This window comes from Prevotella sp. AM23-5, from assembly GCF_003473645.1.
GTDB lineage: Bacteria > Bacteroidota > Bacteroidia > Bacteroidales > Bacteroidaceae > Prevotella > Prevotella copri_A.
This window is the reverse complement of sequence record NZ_QUCG01000001.1, coordinates 18,719-35,812: the sequence shown is the minus strand read 5'-3', so window position 1 is coordinate 35,812 and position 17,094 is coordinate 18,719. Positions and strand designations below refer to the sequence as shown.

The following is a 17,094-nucleotide window of genomic DNA, read 5'->3' as shown; positions in this document are numbered from 1 at the left end:
TTATTTGAAAATCAACTTTTTATGTTTTTTTTCTGCTTCAAGCTCCAATAGCCTTCTCTTTGCGTCTAATCCTCCGGCAAAACCTGTAAGGCAATGATTGCTACCGATAACACGATGGCAGGGAATGAAAATGCTGATGCCATTAGCTCCGATGGCACCAGCCACGGCTCTTGTGCTATTGGGGTTACCCATACTTATGGCTATTTCCTTATAGCTTCTTGTTTCTCCGTAGGGTATGTTGAGCAATGCATGCCATACTTTTTTCTGAAAATCGGTTCCTATAGGACGCAACGGAATATCGAATATCTTGCGGATGCCGGTGAAATATTCATTCAGCTGCTTCTTGGCAAGTTCCAGGATAGGGGATGTCTCAATTTTGAACTCAGCCTTCATATACTGCGAAACCCGAAGCTTATTGCGCTCTGCACATGGCATTTCATTCCAATCACAAAGACACAAATCATCACCCACAGATGCCAGAATTAACTCTCCGCAGGGCGAGTTGTAATATTGGATGTTTATTTGCTGCATTCTATCAAATACGATGAAACGGAATCTTTATTTTTCATACAATTCTATCGGCAAACCATCTGGGTCACTGAAGAATACAAATTGCCCCTTCTCTAGAAGACGCAAGGCAGGGCGGAGAGCTCCTGCATGATGGTCTTTGCCATACGGGAATGGCCGGCATCATTAGGATGAAGACGGTCGGTGTTTGGCTTGTTGAACATCTGGGCACCTGCATCGTAAAGAGGGAAGAGACCAGAAAGGGAGTTGAGGTCGATGACAGGAACCGCCCATACATTGCCAGTCTCCTTGATAGCCTTTACGTATTCATCAAAGAAAAGACCACGGGCATTCTCGTACATCTCATTAGGCTGGATATTCTTGTCGCCAGATGCAAAGTAAGCACGATGTACTGGTGTCATTACTACAATTTGCTTGGTAGGATACATCTGCTTCAACTTCGACATGGCGATGTTGATACGACCTTTCAGGGTGTTCTTATCCATGGCAAAATGGCGATGGCGACGTTGAATCATTTCGCTTGGCTTGTGGCGGGCTACTCTCACACTGTCGAAAGTCTCCGTGTACCATTCGCCGATAGGCACACCATTGTTATAATCGTTGGTACCCATAAAGATAAGGATGGCATCGAAATCATCGCCATGCTCTTTCTGGAGCTTATCTGCCTGGCGGGGAATGTCGTTCCACTGTCTGCCGCTTACACCATAAACGTATGGGGTGATGCCGAGCCAATCCTGCAGGAATCCCCAGTATTTCACTTTAGAAGCCTTGATGTTCGGATCTGTGATGGAGTCACCGAAGTAAGCCACCTTCTTGCCTTTCCAAGGATGCTGAAGGTTCTTGAAAGCCTTTTCTTTTTCGGCGATTTCTTTCTTGCTCATCGCCTTCTGGGCGAAGGCGGGCATGGCTGGCATCGCCAAAGTCAAGGCGAGTGCCAGGGTAATCATTGTCTGTTTCTTCATTGCTAGTTTGTTTTTAATCTCTTTCTAGGCGCAAAGGTACGGCAAAAATCTCATACTAAGCTATATTTTTTGTTCAAATATCGTTCTTTTTCTGCTTTTTTTAGTAATTTTGCAGCCGAAAACAAAAAATCGGTATTATTAAATAAGGTATTAAGAGGGATGACTGTAAGTTTGAATCATTTGAGTGATTTGGTTCGCAAGCGAGTGGCTGTTGCGGCTTATTATTTTGTACCGGGAGTGGTGTTTGCCAGTTGGGCAAGCCGTATTCCTGATGTCAAGCAGATGTTGCATCTAAGCAACGGACAGTTGGGAACGGTGCTTTTCGCCATTCCTATCGGTCAGCTTCTGATGATGGCTTTTTCGGGCGTTTTGGTGAGTAAGTTTGGCAGCAGGAAGATGATTCTGCTTGCTGAGGTGTTCTATGCTTTCGTGTTGTTCTGTATGGGAAGCAGCAGTACGGTGTTCCAGCTGATTCTTTCTCTGGTGGCTTTCGGAATGATGGCAAATCTGATGAACATCGCTACCAATACGCAGGCATGTCTGGTAGAGAAGATGTATGGGCGCAACATCATGTCTTCTTTTCATGGCTTGTGGAGTTTGGGCGGATTCTCGGGCGGTATCATCGGAGCTGTCTTTGCCAATACCCTGCTTCCGATAGAGGCTCATTTCGGAGCAGTCTTGTCGATGAGTCTTCTCATTATCGCTATCGGATTCAGATACCTGGTAGATGATGCTACAGCGAAGGCGGAGGAGGAAGATGTTCCAAAGTTCTCTTTCAAGACCATTGACCCGATTCTGTTTCTCCTGGGATTGATGGGATTTGCCGGCATGTTCTGTGAAGGAACTGTTTACGATTGGAGTGGTGTATATTTCTCATCAGTAGTAAAACCCGATGAGGCTTTTATCCGTGCGGGCTATGTGGCTGGCATGGGAGCGATGACTCTGGGTAGATTCCTTGCCGATGGCTTTGTTACGAAATACGGCCCAGCTAGGGTGTTGAAGGTTTGTGGTGGTTTGATATTGGGCGGTTTGTGGCTGGCTGCCGCCTTGCCTTATCTGATTCCTGCCACTTTGGGCTTCCTGCTGGTAGGTTTCGGCATTTCTTCATCGGTGCCTATCTGCTACAGCATCGCCGGAAAGCTGGGAACCATCAAGGCGAGCATTGCCATCACCATCGTTTCAAGCATCAGCTTCTTCGGTTTCCTGGTAGGACCTCCGGTTATCGGATGGCTTGCTGAGGCTACCGGTCTCCGCATCGCCATTAGTATTGCCGCCTGTCTGGGTCTGATGATCGCGTTTGTTGCCGCAAAGGTGGAAAAGAGAATATCTTGACTGCTGGTGAATATGATTCATAGTGATGTTATTCACCACGATATTTCTTTTTATCCTTAATGGTAATTGTTTCTGCCCTTAATGATAATTGTTTCTTTTCTTAATGGATTTCTATGTTCAACACTGCTGAACGTAAGTTCAACACTGCTGAACATAAGTTCAACACTGCTGAACATAGGTTCAACACTGCTGAACATAGATTTCTGTTAGGGACAGAAACATTTTTCTTATGGCTTACCAAGAACTTTCCTGCTTCTCCTGCTTTTTCCGGCAGGTAAGAACGGACATCATTCTTATGAGCAACAAACAAAAAGGGTGTGACTAATCGACTAGTCACACCCTTTTTGCTTGAATTCACGTTGTTATTTTAGATAAACAAGCTTCCTATCTGGAAGACAAGGGCTGATACTACCCATGCCAATAGCGTGGTGTAGCCGGCGGCGAAGCCTGCCCATTTCCAACTGCCCGTCTCGCCCTTGATGGCGGCGATGGTGGCGATGCAAGGGAAGTAGAGTAATACGAAGAGGAGGAAACAGTAGGCGGTGAGCGTAGCCTTGGATTCAGCCTCGGCATCGCTGTAACCGTAGGTCTTCTTCAGGTCAGAAGTCATCTGCTTCTTCAAAACCTCGTATTTTCCGTCTTCATCGTTGTAATCCTGATCGTCAGAGAAACTATCGTTGTTGCTGTAGAGCACACCCATCGTTGAGGCTACAATCTCCTTGGCACCTACACCGGAAACCAAGCCCACATCTAACTTCCAGTCAAAACCCTGTGGGGTAAAGATAGGCTCGATGGTCTTACCGATTCTGCCGATATAGCTCTGCTCCTGCTGAGCCTGGTTGTCAAGTTCCTCATTGTGAGGGAAGTAGCCCAAAGCCCAGACGATGATACTTGCCACGAGGATGATGCCACCCATCTTCTTCAAGTACTGCTTACCCTTTTCCCAGGTATGTCTGCCTATCGCCTTCCATGTAGGGAAGCGGTAAGGAGGCAACTCCATTACGAATGGGGTATCTTCGCCCTTCACCACGAAACTGGCAAAGATGCGGCTCAATATCACGGCAAGGAAGATGCCGATGAGATAGAGCGATACCATGATGAGTGAACGGTATTGGATGGCAAAGAATGTTCCGATGACCATGATGTAGATTGGCAGACGAGCCGAACAGCTCATCAATGGCAATATCAGCATCGTTATCAGACGGGAACGGTGACTCTCGATGGTTCTTGTTGCCATCACGGCTGGTACGTTGCAGCCGAATCCCATAATCAGCGGAATGAATGACTTGCCATGCAGGCCCATCTTGTGCATCAGCTTATCCATGATGAAGGCGGCACGAGCCATATATCCCGAATCCTCCATATAAGAAATGAAGAAATACAGAATCAGAATCTGTGGCAGGAATACGATGACCGCACCAACACCACCAATCACACCATCTACCAGCATATCCTTCACTGGTCCATCTGGCATTGTATTGCTGATGAACTCGCCCAGCCATGCCACGCCGTCCTCAATCCATCCCTTAGGAATCTCGCCCAGCACGAAGGTGGCTGAGAACATGATGAACAGCAGGAGGACGAAGATAGGGAAGCCTACATATTTATTGGTCAGGATGCTGTCGATGAGATGGGTTACCTGATAGGTATCCTTTGCCTTACCCGGTTCATAGCCCGCTTCCTGCAATGCACCATGGATAAAACCGTATTTGGCATCCATGATGGCGGTTTCGCTATCTTCCAGAGTCTCTTCCTTCACACGCTTGGCTGCCTCATTGCGGGCTGCGAAGATTTCCTTGGCCGATTTCAGATGACTAACGTATTCCTCAGCGTGCTTATCATTCTCCAACAACTTGATGGAGAGGTAACGGGTGGAGTAACGCTGGCGGATGGAATCATCTGCCTTCAGATATTTCTGGATATGCTCGATGCCGTGCTCTATCTCATGTCCGTGGTTGATGTGGATATGGCGATAGTGAGCGCTTGAATCTTCCTTGCCTTCATAGAGTTCGATGATGGTCTCGAAGAGCTTATCCACGCCTCGACCATTGGTGAAGACGGTAGGAATCATCGAGATACCGAAGAGTTCGCCCAGTTTGTCGTAGTCGATGTTATCGCCACGTTTTTCGGTTTCATCAAACATGTTGAGGGCGCAGACCATGCGGATGTGCATGTCTATCAACTGGGTGGTGAGATAGAGGTTGCGCTCCAGGTTGCTGGTGTCGATAACGTTGATGACGATATCCGGCGTATGCTCGATGAGCTGCTTGCGCACATAAAGCTCTTCCGGAGAATAGGCAGAAAGGGAATAGGTGCCCGGCAAATCTACCAGGTTGAAATGATAACCGTTGTATTCGGCTTCGCCCACCTTGGCATCCACGGTTACTCCGCTATAGTTGCCCACACGTTCGTGAGCACCCGATGCGAAGTTGAACAATGAAGTCTTTCCGCAGTTTGGATTTCCCACCAGTGCCACGTTGATGACGCGGTGGAGTCTTTCTGCTTTCTGTTCTGCCAAGGCTTCGTTGCTGGCAGAGTCTTTTCTTTCAGCCACGAGCATCTTGTCGCCGAGCGCCTGCTCGTCGCTATCGTTGGATTCTACTACTTTTGAGTCAATTACCTGCTGGCGGTCTTCTTCTTCCGCCTTGCAGAGCTGTGCATCATGCTTGGCTTCCTCGATGGAAACCACCTCGATATGGTCAGCTTCGCTGTGTCGAAGTGACACCTCGTAACCCATAATCTTGTATTTCACAGGGTCCTGGAGTGGGGCGTTCAGGAGCACATCTACCTTCTTGCCCTTGATGAATCCCATCTCGATGACTCTCTTGCGGAAGCCGCCGTGTCCTGAAACCTTGACGATAACGGCGCTTTCACCTGTTTTAAGTTCTGATAATTTCATATATCTTTCCTAGAATTAACCTTATTTTCTCTAGAAACTGGCTTTATTGCCAGCTCTTTTTTCTTTTCGACTGCAAAAATACTAATAATTATTTGCAACTCGGTAGCAATGAACTTATTTATAACAAAAATACCTAGAAATGATGAGAGTATCATCAAATCTAGGTATTCTTATCATTATTTCTTGTGATGGCAAGATTTCGCTGTCATCACTTATCATCCTTTCTGGTGATTAGATGTTTCTGCCGTGGCAGTTCTTGAACTTCTTTCCGCTGCCGCATGGACATGGATCGTTAGGACGAGGCATGTGCTCGGCACGGTATGGAGTGCGGTTCACCTGGTCAGCTCCCTCGCGGGTATCCTGATTGGCTGCTGCCTCCTGTGCTGCACGCTCAGCATCGATATCCACCTTGCTCTCTACGTAGTTCTGCTGGGTGTGCTGCTCTGGTGCTGCCTCCTGAACTGGCTGCTCCTGCTCCATGACAGGAATCTGACCACGCATCAGGATGCTGGCGATGCGGTCGTTCATATCATTGATCATAGCGTCCCATACCTTTGCACTCTCCAACTTGAAGATGAGCAATGGGTCCTTCTGCTCGTAGCTGGCATTCTGTACAGAGTGCTTCAACTCATCGAGCTTGCGGAGGTTCTCCTTCCAGTCATCATCGATGATGTGGAGTACTACGCTCTTCTCGAACTCCTTCACTACGTTCTTTGCCTCAGTCTCGTAAGCTTCCTTCAGGTTGCATGCGATGTTGTACATACGCTTGCCGTCGGTGATAGGCACCATGATGCGCTCGTACATCGCACCCTGGTTTTCATACACCTGCTTGATGATTGGCATTGCTGTTGCCTGGATGCGGTCGGTCTTGCGCTTGAAGGCAGCCATAGCCTCCTGGAAGGCACGCTCAGCCATCTCGTCGCGTCTGCCGTTCTCGTATTCCTCCTCTGTGAAAGGAATCTCCATGGCGAGGACCTTCAGGAACTCTTCCTTGGCACCGGTGAAGTCGTTGTTGTTCACGATGTTCAGTACGCGGTCCCAGATTACGTTGGCGATATCCATACCGATACGCTCACCCATCAGGGCGTGGCGACGCTTTTCGTAGATAACGGTACGCTGACGGTTCATCACGTCATCATACTCCAGGAGGTGCTTACGGATACCGAAGTTGTTCTCCTCAACCTTGCGCTGTGCACGCTCGATGCTCTTGCTGATCATTGGGCTTTCGATACGTTCGCCATCCTCGAAACCGAGACGGTCCATTACCTTGGCAATGCGCTCAGAAGCGAACAGACGCATCAGCTTATCCTCCAATGATACATAGAATACAGAAGAACCTGGGTCACCCTGACGTCCGGCACGACCACGGAGCTGGCGGTCAACACGACGGCTCTCATGACGCTCTGTACCGATGATGGCGAGACCACCTGCAGCCTTCACCTCTGGGGTCAGCTTGATATCGGTACCACGACCTGCCATGTTGGTAGCGATGGTTACGGCACCCTTGCCATTTACTGAGCGACCAGCCTCGGCTACGATCTGAGCCTCCTGCTGGTGCAGCTTGGCGTTCAATACATTATGAGGAATGTTGCGCATCTTCAACATCTTGCTCAACAACTCAGAGATTTCCACAGATGTGGTACCAACCAATACTGGGCGACCAGCATTGCGTGTCTCCTCAATCTCATCAATGACGGCACGATACTTCTCGCGGGCAGTCTTATATACACGGTCATCCAAGTCCTTACGCAGGATAGGGCGGTTGGTAGGAATCTCAACTACATCGAGCTTATAGATATCCCAGAACTCACCAGACTCGGTGCTTGCCGTACCGGTCATACCTGCGAGCTTGTGGTACATACGGAAGTAGTTCTGGAGTGTGATGGTAGCAAAGGTCTGTGTTGCTGCCTCTACCTTTACATGCTCCTTAGCCTCTACAGCCTGGTGTAAGCCATCGCTCCAGCGGCGACCCTCCATGATACGACCTGTCTGCTCATCCACGATCTTCACCTGACCGTCCATGACAACATACTCATCGTCCTTATTAAACATGGTGTAAGCCTTCAAGAGCTGCTGCAAGGTGTGAACACGCTCGCTCTGTACGCCGTAGTGAGCCAGCAACTCGTCCTTGATGTCCAGACGCTCCTGGTCAGAGATGTCTGTGCGAGCTTCCAGGTCACTCATCTGTGTAGTAATATCAGGCAATACGAAGAGCTCTCTATCGTTCACCTGCTTAGCCAACCACTCTGTACCCTTATCGGTCAGGTCGGCAGAGTTCAGCTTCTCATCAACCACGAAGTACAAAGGCTCAACAGCCTTAGGCATCTCACGGTTGTTGTTTGCCATATAGAATTCCTCGGTCTTGAGCAATCCAGCCTTGATACCCTCCTCAGAGAGGTACTTGATCAATGGCTTGTTCTTAGGCAGCGCCTTGTAAGAACGGTAGAGTGAGAGGAAACCTTCCTCAAGCATCTGCTGGTTCTTGGTCTTGCCGCCCTCTGTAATCTTCTGCTTAGCCTCGGCGAGCAACTCGGTAGCCTGCTTGCGCTGTACCTCGTAGAGCTTCTCTACCAGTGGCTGGTACTGCTCGAACATCTGGTCGTCGCCCTTTGGAATAGGACCAGAGATGATCAATGGAGTACGGGCATCATCGATCAGCACGGAGTCAACCTCATCTACGATGGCGTAGTTGTGCTGGCGCTGTACCAGGTCGCTAGGGTTGGTAGCCATGTTATCACGCAGGTAGTCGAAACCAAACTCATTGTTGGTACCGAAGGTGATGTCTGCCATATATGCCTTGCGGCGCTCGTCGGAATTAGGACGATGCTTGTCGATACAATCTACAGAGAGGCCGTGGAACATATAGAGAGGTCCCATCCACTCAGAGTCACGCTTAGCCAGGTAGTCGTTCACGGTTACTACGTGTACACCATTACCTGTGAGGGCGTTCAGGAAGATAGGGGTTGTACCTACGAGGGTCTTACCCTCACCGGTAGCCATCTCTGCAATCTTACCCTGGTGGAGAACAACACCACCGAAGAGCTGAACGTCGTAGTGGATCATTTCCCACTTCATATCGTTGCCGCCGGCAGTCCAGTGGTTGTGATAGATAGCCTTGTCACCGTCGATGGTCACGAAGTCGTTGGCTGGGTTTGAAGCCAGCTCGCGGTCAAAGTCTGTAGCAGTAACTACGGTCTCCTCGTTCTCAGCGAAGCGGCGTGCTGTATCCTTTACGATAGCGAAAACCTGAGGCAAAACCTCGTTGAGTGCAACCTCATACTTGTCGAGTGCTTCCTGCTCCAACTTGTCGATCTGGTTGAAGATACCTTCACGCTCGTCGATTGGAGTGTCCTCGATCTTAGCTTTGAGTTCGGCAATCTTAGCCTTCTCTTCCTTAGCGTACTCCTGTACGTACTTCTGGAGTTCCTTTGTTTTTGCACGAAGTTCGTCATTGCTCAAGGCATTCATCTTAGGGGATTCTGCCTTGACTTTCTCTACGATTGGCTGGATCAACTTCATATCGCGAGTTGACTTGTTGCCAAACAATGACTGAAGAATTTTGTTAAAGTTCATTGTATATTTATTTTTTATTATTATTCGATGTATGATATAGGAATTAAAGGAGTTAAGGAGTTAAAGGAGTTAAGACAAATGTGGGCTGTCAGTCCTTTTTCCTCTTCTGCTTTTTCCTGTTGTTTGTTTACTAGCTTGCAAAAATACAAAAAATATCTGTAAATCTGCAATATTTTACCAATTATTGCCCTTTCTGGCTGCATTTCTTGCTAGTTTTGCTGTCAGAAAGCACCTAATCAGCAGTTTGGACCTCGAATAACAATGCTTCCGAAGGGTGCTTTGTACTTATGCACCACAACGGGGCGAAAACAAATATTTAAATGTGAATCTGTCAGAATGTCAGTCTTGACAGCTGCAGGCACAGCTGCCTGATGGTAATGATGCTCTGACATGTTTTCCTCTTCGGAAGCCTGCTTGATGGCTTTGATGACATAGAGGATGTCCTCCTCCAATGCCTTCGCCTCCGGTTGCTGGATGAATTCATCGTAGGATATATCCGTGAGCGCAAACTTCAGCGCCTGCTGATAAGTCTGCGCCTCCATGCCGGTTGCCGCCAGGACAACCAAAAGGGCTGTGATATATCTGTTTACCATCATTTTTGTTTCCTTTATTTATGTAACTTTTGAAAGTCTTTTTTAGAGCATCTTCTCTCCGTTTCGGTCTAGAGAAGTGTCTCTACTTGTCTTTTCTGAGTTTATTCATTAATTGTTTCTGTATAGCCAGCTTGCTGCTGTTGAGGTCGAGCAGGGTTGACTTGATTGCATATCTCATCAGCAAAGAGAATGCCAAAGTGCTCATTCCTTCGGCATAGCTCTGCCAGATTTGCAGGAGCAATGCCACGAGCAGGCACCATCCCCATACCTCGTAATACCAGTAGAGCTTGCCTTTTCTCATCTTCGAGATGGTTTTCCAGGCGAAGATGAGGTTCACTGGGTTCAGCAGCAGAAGCTGGAAGTTGATCTGCACGGTAGGGTGCTGCGAGAAGATCATCGCAAAGAGGATGATGCCCGGCAGACCCGTCAAGATGAGCAGGAAGGCATCAACCCCCCAGAAGTTCTTCTTCTTGCGCCATTCGATGATGCTCACGCCTATGATGATGATGGCGATGAATGTTGCCACCATGATTGGAGTGATGGCTTCCGATTCTGCCACCTGTGCCTGCTTCGGTATCAGGTAGCTGGTGCTATCTACCATCGTGATATAGCCCTCCTTGCCGTTGTAGTATCGGGTGCTTGCCAGATCCTGGGTCGCATTCATATTGTCTTTTCTGCCTTCTGTGGCAAAGTCACGGCTCAGATTGTCCGGCAGGAACTCCCATTCACGCTTGCTGATCGGCTGGTCGGCAAGACAGCCCAGGAGCAGGTCGTTGCCGAAACGGCTCCATCGGTGGTCTCCGTTCAGCTTGTGGATTTCCTGGCGATAGGTGGATTGGGTTTCCTTATCATCAAAGTTGGTATTGCAGTAACCGATGTTGGTGAGAATCATCTCCCTTGCACGGGTGGTGCAGTTGTCGAAGAAGAAGTTGTACCGGTAGGTACGGTTCTCCGGCTTGGCATTCTCCTCGATGGCATGCAGGATGTTGATCTTCTCGTCCCTGGAGAGATTGATGCGCTGCTGGCGTACCCATCTTCCTTCTGCTGCATATTCGGCGAGGAAGTCGGTCATTGGGTAGATGCCGATCTGGTAGTCGGTGAGTCCGAATACGAAGCGCAGGATGAAGAAGTTCTGCCTGAAACTGAACATGCCCCAGTTGACTGCCACGTCGCTGCCGTGCATCTTGTCCTGGATGCGCAGGGCTGAATGACCGTAGTACGACCATACCTCGTTGCCTGGTCCGCAGGTGAGGAGCGAAATATCTACCGAGTCGAGCCAGGATGTAGCATCCTCATTGACACGACTGTTCTGCACAGAAATGTCAGGAGTCTGATAGCCTGAAAAATCCTGTGCTGTCACATTAGTAGTTAAATTGGTTAAAATAACCGCTAAAATGACGCTAAAAATATGCTTAAATCGTTTCACGATGCAAAAATAACTTATTATTTTGGAATATCCTTCTTTTTTCTAGATTTTTTTTAATACTTTTGCACTCTGAATATAATTTTGACTGATTTATATATAAATGAGAAAGTTTATTTTAGCAGCCCTCTTGTTGGGTTCTACTCTTATGGTTAATGCCCAAAGTGGTACTAATTCTCCATACAGCCAGTATGGTTTAGGCGTTTTGTCTGAACAGACTTCTGGCTTCAACCGTGGTATGAATGGTGTTGGACTTGGTTTTCATGAGCATAATCAGATTAACTATCTGAACCCTGCTTCCTATGCTGCCATCGACTCCATGACTTTCATCCTGGATGCAGGTATCTCGGGTCAGGTAACCAACTTCAACGAGAACGGGGTGAAGAAGAATGCCAATAACTCCAATCTCGAATATGTGGTAGCAGGCTTCCGCCTCTTCCGCCATCTGGGTATGAGTTTCGGTATTATCCCTTTCACCAACGTGGGATACAACTATTCTACCAGCGGATGGGTGAACAAGAACGACAAGGATGTTACCTACACCAACTCCTACGAGGGTGAAGGCGGTTTGCATCAGGTATATGTGGGTGCCAGCTGGTCTCCACTCAAGGGCTTGTCTGTCGGTGCCAATATTGGCTATATCTGGGGTTCCATCGACAGAACCGTGCAGAACTACTATAGCAACAGCTATTATAAGTCTCTTTACCGCACCTATGGTACTCGTGTGAACAACTACAAGATCGACCTGGGTGTGCAATATACCCAGAAGTTGTCGAAGAAGGATGAGGTAACCCTGGGTGTCACTTATTCGCCAGGTCATAACCTGCATGCCGATGCCGATATGAGCATCATTTCTTCCAATGCGCAGACCAGTACATCTGATACACTTGCCTTCAGCATCAAGAATGCCTACGAGTTGCCTACAATGTATGGCGCCGGTTTGATGTGGAATCACAACAACCAGTGGAAGATTGGTGTAGATTACAGTCTGCAGAAATGGGGTAGCCTGGGCTATCCTACCTACGAGGCTAACAGCAGCGAGCCTTGGGCATTGCGCGATGGGGTGTATAAGGATCGCAGCAAGGTGAATGTCGGATTCCAGTACTGCTATGGTGAGCGCAGCCGTGCTTTCCTCAAGCGTGTGGCTTACCGTGCCGGTGTGAGCTTTGCTACACCATATTATAAGGTGAACGGCGTGGATGGCCCTAAGGAGCTTTCTGTAAGTGCCGGTTTCGGTATTCCTATCATGAACTCCTACAACAACCGTTCGCAGTTGAATATCAGCGGCCAGTGGGTGAAGAATTCGGCTACCGGACTTATCAAGGAGAATATCTTCCGCCTGAACATCGGATTCACTTTCAACGAGGATTGGTTCAAGAAGTGGAAGATGCAGTAATCTGCCCATATTGTGGTGTTTTCTTCGGGAGATGCCACATCTTCTATATATATAATAATGTATAAGATTAAATATTTCATAGTAATAGGTGTCATAGTTTCCTGGGTTTTGGCTGCCTGCCAGAATCCGGTAGAACATACTGCGCCTGCTATCCACGACAGAGACTCTGTGGCGATGATGACTTCGTATGGCGTCAATACGCTCATCAGTGATTCGGGTGTCATCAAGTACCGCATCGTTACCGAGCGATGGGAGGTGAATACCAACCGTGTGCCTTCCCGCTGGATTTTTGATAAGGGTATGCTGCTCGAACAGTTTGACGAGAAGTTCCACATCAACAGCTATATCCAGTGTGATACGGCTTATTACTTTGATCAGGAGCGTGTCTGGAAGCTTTATGGCCGTGTGCGCATCCTCACCAAGGATGGTCTTCGCTTTACCAGCGAGCAGCTCACCTGGGATGAGAACAAGCATGAACTCTCCAGCCATGTGTTCAGTAAGCTCGTTACTCCGGAGCGTACCCTTCAGGGTTCCTATTTCTGGAGCGATGAGCGTATGACCCGCTATTTTGTGAGCAATTCTAAGGGTAGCTTCGAGAAGGGCGACTTTGGAGGTGGAGGCAGTTCATCTTCTGCTTCATCATCCGATTCTACCAGTGTGCCTATGCGCCAGCCGGCAACGCCGCAGCGAGCCACCACCATTCCTATCATGCATTGATAGGGTAGGAGGAAATATGTTTTTAACGATATAATGTATCATGGAAGAAGTTGATATAAGTCTGATAGTGAGTATCCTCATCACGATGGTGTTTTCTGCATTCTTTAGTGGAATGGAAATAGCCTTCGTCTCCTCCAACCGTATGTTGGCGGAAATGGACAAGGAGAAAAACGGACTTACGCAGCGACTCTTGTCGCTCTTTTATAATCATCCCAACGGATTCGTCAGTACCATGCTGGTGGGCAACAATATAGCCCTCGTAGTATATGGTATCCTGATAGCCCGTCTGTTTGATAATACCATCTTTGCTGGTCAGGATGATGGTGTCAAGGTTACCTGCGATACCATTCTCTCCACACTCATCGTGTTGTTTACGGGTGAGTTCCTGCCGAAGACGCTTTTCAAGTCGAATCCAAACCGACTGCTGTCCATCTTCAGTCCGTTTGCGTATCTGTGCTACGTCATTCTCTGGCCTATCAGCAAGTTCAGTACCTTCCTCAGCAAGGGATTGCTGCGCATGGTGGGTATGAAGATGGAGTCTGAAGAGGGAGATGAAGGCTTTTCTAAGGTAGATCTTGACTATCTGGTGCAGTCGAGCATCGACAATGCCACCAATGAGGACGAGATCAACGACGAGGTGAAGATTTTCCAGAATGCCCTGGATTTCTCAGATACCAAGGTGCGCGACTGTATGGTGCCACGTACCGAGATTCAGGCGGTAGAGATCGATACCTCGCTGGAGGAACTCCGCCAGAAGTTCATCGAAAGCGGAAACTCCAAGATCATCGTCTATGAGGATGATATCGACCATATCGTGGGCTACATCCACAGTTCCGAGCTCTTCCACAATCCGAAGCGATGGCAGGATCATATCCGCACGATGCCTTTCGTGCCGGAGACCATGCAGGCGCAGAAACTGATGCAGACCTTCCTGCAGCAGAAGAAGTCGCTGGGCGTAGTGGTAGATGAGTTTGGCGGAACCAGCGGACTGGTGAGTCTGGAGGATATCGTGGAAGAGATCTTCGGCGATATCGAGGATGAGCATGATTCTGCGAAGTATGTAGCCAAGAAAACCGATGACGGCGACTATCTGCTGTCGGCTCGACTGGAGATAGACAAGGTGAACGATCTGTTCGACCTGGATCTTCCGGAGAGTGATGAGTATATGACTCTGGGTGGACTCATTCTTCACGAATATCAGAGCTTCCCGAAGCTGAATGAAGTAATTAAATTCGACAAGTTTGAGTTTAAGATTATCAAGTCCACATCCCGCAAGATAGAACTTGTGAAACTCCACATCATCAAATAGTTGGATGAGAAGAGGGAATTTTTCGACTTTTTTGCGTTTTCAGCCAAAAAAGATACCGAAAAATTCCCTTTTCTCGTATTATTTTTGTATTTTTGCAACCAATTGGCTACTTGTATCAAAAGCAGTACAATCCTAATAAGGAAAAAATAAAATAATAATAATAATTAAAACGTAATGGCAGCATTAGGAACAATTAGAAAAAGAGGCGTGATACTGGTATGTATTATCAGTTTCGGTCTTTTCGCCTTCATTGCTGAGGAAGCTTTCCGCTCTTGCGATTCTGCAAAGAACAATGAGCGTCAGCAAATCGGTGAGGTGTATGGCGAGAAAATCAGCGTGCAGGATTTCCAGAAGCTCGTTGATGAGTACACAGAGGTTATTAAAATGCAACAAGGTCAGGAAAACCTTCCTGAGGAGCAGATGAATCAGGTGAAGGACATGGTATGGAATACATACGTACAGAACCAGATCATTGCCCAGGAGGCTAGCAAGTTGGGTCTTACCGTAACAGACGCAGAGCTTCAGGATATCTTGAAGACTGGTACAAGCCCAATGCTTCAGCAGACTCCATTCGTAAATCAGCAGACAGGTCGTTTCGACGCATCTTCTCTCCAGAAGTTCCTGGCTGATTACAAGGCTCAGAAGGCTAACCCATCTGCTAATCCTCAGATGATGGAACAGTACACCAAGATTTTCAACTACTGGTCATTCATCGAGAAGACACTCCGTCAGCAGACATTGGCTCAGAAGTATCAGGCACTCCTGGCACACTGCTTCCTTTCAAACCCTGTAGAGGCTAAGATGGCTTTCAAGGAGGAGAACGAGGAGAGCCAGATCCAGTTGGCTGCCTTCCCTTATTCTGATGTTCAGGACGACAAGGTGAAGGTAGAGGAGAGCGACCTGAAGGCTAAGTATGACGAGATGAAGGCTCGCTTCAAGCAGCCTGTAGAGAGCAGAGATATCAAGTTCATCGATGTTCAGGTTGAGGCTTCCAAGGCCGACCGTGCAGCACTCAACAAGGAGTTTGCTGAGTATCATACACAGCTCGCTGCTGCAGCTGATCCTGCAGAGCTTGTTCGCAAGTCAGCTTCTACCGTAGCTTACCTGGGTATCCCAGTGAGCAAGGAGGCTTTGCCATCAGACATCGCTTCAGCTATCGATTCTATGGCAGTAGGTGCAACTTCTGCAGTAAAGGCTAACGCTTCTGATAACACATTGAACATCGTGAAGCTGATGAGCAAGCAGCAGTTGCCAGACTCTATCCAGTATCGTGTTATCCAGGTGGCAGCAGCTTCTCAGGCTGAGGCTAAGACCAAGGCTGACTCAATCCACAGCGCTCTTGCTGCTGGTGCAGACTTCGAGGCACTCGCTAAGAAGTATGGTCAGACTGGTGAGAAGGCTTGGATGACTACCAAGCAGTATGAGTATGCTCAGACTATGGATAAGGACAACAAGGCATTCATCAACACATTGAATACAGCTTCTGTCAATGCATACAATGAGCTTCAGCTCGGTCAGGGTTATGTCATCCTCCAGGTTTGCGACCGCAAGGCAATGGTAACCAAGTATGTGGCAGCAGTCATCAAGAAGGAGATTCAGTTCTCTAACGATACTTACCGTACAGCATTCAACAAGTTCTCTAGCTATGTAAGTGCTAATCCTAAGTCCGAGGATCTCTTGAAGAATGCAACCAAGAGCGGTTATCGCGTACAGAACCTGAATGATATGACTACAGCTACTCACTATGTAGCTAACATCCATTCTACCCATGATGCCTTGAAGTGGATCTTCGAGAGCAAGGAGGGTGAGGTTTCTCCTATGTATGAGTGTGGCGACAACAACCACTTGCTCGTAGTAGTATTGGATAAGATTCATCGCATCGGTTACCGCGACTTGAGCGATCCTCAGGTTAAGGAGATGGTAAAGGCTGAGGTCATCAAGGACAAGAAGGCTGAGCTGATTATGGCTAAGGTAGCTGGTGTGAAGAGCATCGCTGCTGCTAAGGCTAAGGGTGCCAAGATTGCTACCGTTAATCAGATTACTTTCGCAGCTCCTACCTTCATCTCTGCTACAGGTGCCAGCGAGCCAGCTGTTTCTGGTGCAGTTTCTGCTACCAAGAAGGGTGCTTTCGTAGCTAACGCAGTAAAGGGTAACGCAGGTGTTTATCTCTTCCAGGTTACTGGCAAGACCAACCGTCCTGTTAAGTTCGATGAGAAGGCTTACGAGCAGAAGTGCCGCCAGAAGGCTATGCAGTATGCCGGCAACTTCATGAACGAGCTTTATATGAAGGCTCACGTAGTGGATAACCGCTACTTGTTCTTCTAATTATAGTAATTATCATTTTCTATTATTTGGGCGTGTC

The 17,094-nt window shown here is 48.0% G+C and carries 11 protein-coding genes; 5 read left to right on the top strand and 6 right to left on the bottom strand.

Features of this window, described 5'->3' with window-relative positions:
* Together DW657_RS00130 and DW657_RS00125 are read right to left on the bottom strand one after the other, a co-directional pair.
* A complete protein-coding gene (locus DW657_RS00130) occupies positions 1–531 on the bottom strand; it encodes a methylated-DNA--[protein]-cysteine S-methyltransferase (RefSeq protein ID WP_118310955.1) in 531 nt (176 codons plus the stop codon).
* Between the two features lie 92 nt (positions 532–623).
* On the bottom strand, positions 624–1,490 hold the full coding sequence (locus tag DW657_RS00125; RefSeq protein ID WP_233546571.1) for an SGNH/GDSL hydrolase family protein: 867 nt from the start codon (positions 1,488–1,490) through the stop codon (positions 624–626).
* Positions 1,491–1,649: 159 nt separating this feature from the next.
* Here DW657_RS00125 and DW657_RS00120 point away from each other — a divergent pair, with 159 nt between their 5' ends.
* Entirely contained in the window at positions 1,650–2,822 is a 1,173-nt protein-coding gene (locus DW657_RS00120; protein ID WP_118310954.1) for an MFS transporter, read from the top strand.
* A gap of 367 nt (positions 2,823–3,189) precedes the next feature.
* On the opposite strand, the gene feoB is transcribed toward DW657_RS00120, so the two are convergent.
* The 4 genes from feoB to DW657_RS00095 form a co-directional block, all read right to left on the bottom strand.
* Positions 3,190–5,721, bottom strand: a complete 2,532-nt coding sequence (gene feoB, locus DW657_RS00115; protein ID WP_118310953.1) for a ferrous iron transport protein B — start codon at positions 5,719–5,721, stop codon at positions 3,190–3,192.
* A 231-nt stretch (positions 5,722–5,952) separates the two neighbouring features.
* Positions 5,953–9,294, bottom strand: a complete 3,342-nt coding sequence (gene secA, locus DW657_RS00110; protein ID WP_118310952.1) for a preprotein translocase subunit SecA — start codon at positions 9,292–9,294, stop codon at positions 5,953–5,955.
* Between the two features lie 236 nt (positions 9,295–9,530).
* Complete coding sequence (locus DW657_RS18245; RefSeq protein ID WP_233522232.1) at positions 9,531–9,890, bottom strand: hypothetical protein; 360 nt, start codon at positions 9,888–9,890, stop codon at positions 9,531–9,533.
* A 79-nt stretch (positions 9,891–9,969) separates the two neighbouring features.
* Positions 9,970–11,247: a DUF4105 domain-containing protein gene (locus tag DW657_RS00095; RefSeq protein ID WP_233546570.1), complete on the bottom strand. Its 1,278-nt coding sequence runs from the start codon at positions 11,245–11,247 to the stop codon at positions 9,970–9,972.
* Positions 11,248–11,413: 166 nt separating this feature from the next.
* Between DW657_RS00095 and DW657_RS00090 the strand changes: the two genes are divergently transcribed.
* From DW657_RS00090 to DW657_RS00075, 4 genes are all read left to right on the top strand, one after another.
* Positions 11,414–12,706, top strand: a complete 1,293-nt coding sequence (locus DW657_RS00090) for a hypothetical protein (RefSeq protein ID WP_118310949.1) — start codon at positions 11,414–11,416, stop codon at positions 12,704–12,706.
* A 57-nt stretch (positions 12,707–12,763) separates the two neighbouring features.
* Positions 12,764–13,423 (top strand): LPS export ABC transporter periplasmic protein LptC, encoded by a 660-nt coding sequence (gene lptC, locus DW657_RS00085; RefSeq protein WP_117662761.1) that lies wholly within the window; start codon positions 12,764–12,766, stop codon positions 13,421–13,423.
* 37 nt (positions 13,424–13,460) lie between these two features.
* Complete coding sequence (locus tag DW657_RS00080) at positions 13,461–14,732, top strand: hemolysin family protein (RefSeq protein ID WP_117662763.1); 1,272 nt, start codon at positions 13,461–13,463, stop codon at positions 14,730–14,732.
* Between the two features lie 174 nt (positions 14,733–14,906).
* Entirely contained in the window at positions 14,907–17,057 is a 2,151-nt protein-coding gene (locus tag DW657_RS00075) for a peptidylprolyl isomerase (RefSeq protein WP_118310948.1), read from the top strand.
* The last annotated feature ends 37 nt before the right edge of the window (positions 17,058–17,094 follow it).